This is a genomic window from Caballeronia sp. (assembly GCF_049581465.1).
Classification (GTDB): domain Bacteria; phylum Pseudomonadota; class Gammaproteobacteria; order Burkholderiales; family Burkholderiaceae; genus Caballeronia.
The window spans coordinates 1-2,306 of the sequence record NZ_JBAUSA010000896.1; the positions used below are offsets into that span (position 1 = coordinate 1).

Consider the following 2,306-nt stretch of genomic DNA (forward strand, 5'->3'; position numbering starts at 1 on the left):
GCGCTCGCCTCGGCATTTGATAGATTTGAAAACGCCGCGCATCAGGCCCGTAAAGGCGACCGTCTGACAATACGGCTAGATGTTTTCGGTTTGCTTCAATTCGACGATGGACGGCTGACTGCATAAATCCCAATGCCACCATTTTATGTCCCGCGCTTGCTGTCGTGCAAGCGGATCAGGCGAACATGCGCGGCCAAGCGCACTTTAGATGATGGGTAAAACCCGGAGGGCAGCGATCCAGGCGAAGCCTGTTCCGGGCGGCCATAGCGGGCGGCACCGCTTACGCATTAGATGAAAGGCGAGTCCTGGCCTGACGCTAACGAACGCCAATGCGCAAGCCGTCGTCCTGCTTGCCGGCGCTAGAGGACGTGTGTCCGTCGTCACATCCACATTTGCGAAAAAGTGCGGTTCCCGATATAGGCAATTGTCTGCGTTGAAAGACACGTGAATCACCCCCTCCGCGTACGGAAAAACAACACGACCACGCTTTCCGCCATGTGACTATACGATCGTGCAATAGCGTTCAGACAGCTCATGATTCCGCTTTTTTCGAAGGTCGTTGTGTGTTGGGGAGTGAACCATGAAGATCCGGGAATTTGGCGTCGAGCGCTGGATGGACCGCTACGAAAACGAGTGCACGTTCAACCTGGCGGAGACCTGCGTAGAGTCGCTGACGATAGACCAGTTGCTCGACCTGACGGGCAAACAACACTGCATCCTTGACGAGTTGCGCCCGCTCAAGTTGACTTACGGTGCGATCGAGGGCTCTGACAGGCTTCGGCGGAGCATCGCCGGCATGTACGACGCGCAGGAACCCTCGAACGTCATTGTGACGCACGGGGCGATCGGCGCAAATGCACTGGTTTATCAAACGCTGGTGGAACCCGGGGACTCCGTCGTCTCGGTCCTTCCAACCTACCAGCAGCACTACTCGATCCCCGAGAGTTACGGCGCCGACGTGCGCATTCTCAAGCTGCGCGAAGAGAATGGTTTTCTCCCGGATCTTGGTGAGCTAAAGCCACTCGTCGACCACACAACCCGCCTGATTTCGATCAGTAATCCGAACAATCCGACGGGATCGTTAATGGACGCTGCGTTCCTTAAGAAAATCGCGGCGATCGCACAATCGTGCGGGGCCTACGTCCTCTGCGACGAGGTGTATCGGGGTACCGACCAGGAAGGCAACGGCTATACCGCTTCGATCGCGGACATCTATGAGCGAGGCATTAGCACCGGCAGCATGTCGAAGACCTACTCGCTGGCCGGCTTGCGCCTTGGCTGGATTGTGGCGCCCAGGGACCTGATTCGCGTGGTTGCTATTCACCGTGACTACAACACGATCAGCGTAGGCATGATCGACGACCATTTTGCCTCTATAGCGCTTGAAAACCGCCAGGCAATTTTGGAGCGTAATCAGAACATTGTGCGAACCAATCTGGCGTTTCTCGATGCCTGGGTTGCTGGCGAACCGGCAATCTCCTACGTCAAGCCGAAGTCTGGGACAACCGCGCTGCTGAAGTATCGGCTTGAGATGTCGTCGGAGGAATTCTGCACGAAACTTATCGAGGCGACCGGCGTCATGTTCACTCCCGGTAGCGCACTGGATATGGAAGGTTACGTGCGTATCGGGTATGCGAACACGCTTGACGTGCTCAAGGCCGGTCTGGCAAGGGTGTCTGAATTCTTAAAAGAGCATGTTGGGTAGCATTGATCAGCGCTCGAACACCAGCAACGTCGAGGTAGCGGACGCATAGAGGCGGCCGCTTGCATCGGTCAGCGTGGCTTCGGCGAAAGCGGCGCGTCGCCCGATAGAAATCACGCGGCCTTCGGCGCGCAGGGGTCCCGATTCCCGCGTGGCCGCCTTGTGATACGCGACCTTCAATTCGAGTGTGGTGTAGGCTTGGGCGGCCGTCAGCCTCGAATGGACGGCGCAACCGCATGCTGAATCAAGCAGCGTGGCTGCATAGCCGCCGTGCACCGTGCCGATGGGGTTATACGCGTGATCGTCGGGCACGCCGGCAAAGACGGCGCGTCCGACATCGACTTCGACAAACTCGAACTTGAGCGACTCCATAATTCCTGGCTTGCGTCCAGACGACATTAGCGCTTTCAGTTGTGCCAGGCCATCGAGGCCTGCGCCCGTTTCTTCGATAAGGCTCATTAGTGGGTTCTCCCGTTCGGTCGAAATAATGATACCAGTGGTGGGTGTGGGGCGCTCGAGGGGTGCTGCTCGCGGCGAGTGGGGGGCTAGGGCGTAGGGGTGCTGCTCGCGGCGAGTGGGGGGAGAGCGTTGAGTCCTTCTGCTA

At 57.9% G+C, this 2,306-nt stretch carries 2 protein-coding genes; one reads left to right on the forward strand and one right to left on the reverse strand.

Annotated features, from left to right (window positions below):
* Window positions 1-580 precede the first annotated feature (580 nt).
* Window positions 581-1,705 (forward strand): aminotransferase, encoded by a 1,125-nt coding sequence (locus WCA53_RS21920; protein WP_423915560.1) that lies wholly within the window; start codon window positions 581-583, stop codon window positions 1,703-1,705.
* Window positions 1,706-1,711: 6 nt separating this feature from the next.
* On the opposite strand, the gene WCA53_RS21925 is transcribed toward WCA53_RS21920, so the two are convergent.
* Window positions 1,712-2,161, reverse strand: coding sequence for a PaaI family thioesterase (locus WCA53_RS21925; RefSeq protein ID WP_423915561.1), 450 nt, complete (start codon window positions 2,159-2,161; stop codon window positions 1,712-1,714).
* Window positions 2,162-2,306 lie beyond the last annotated feature (145 nt).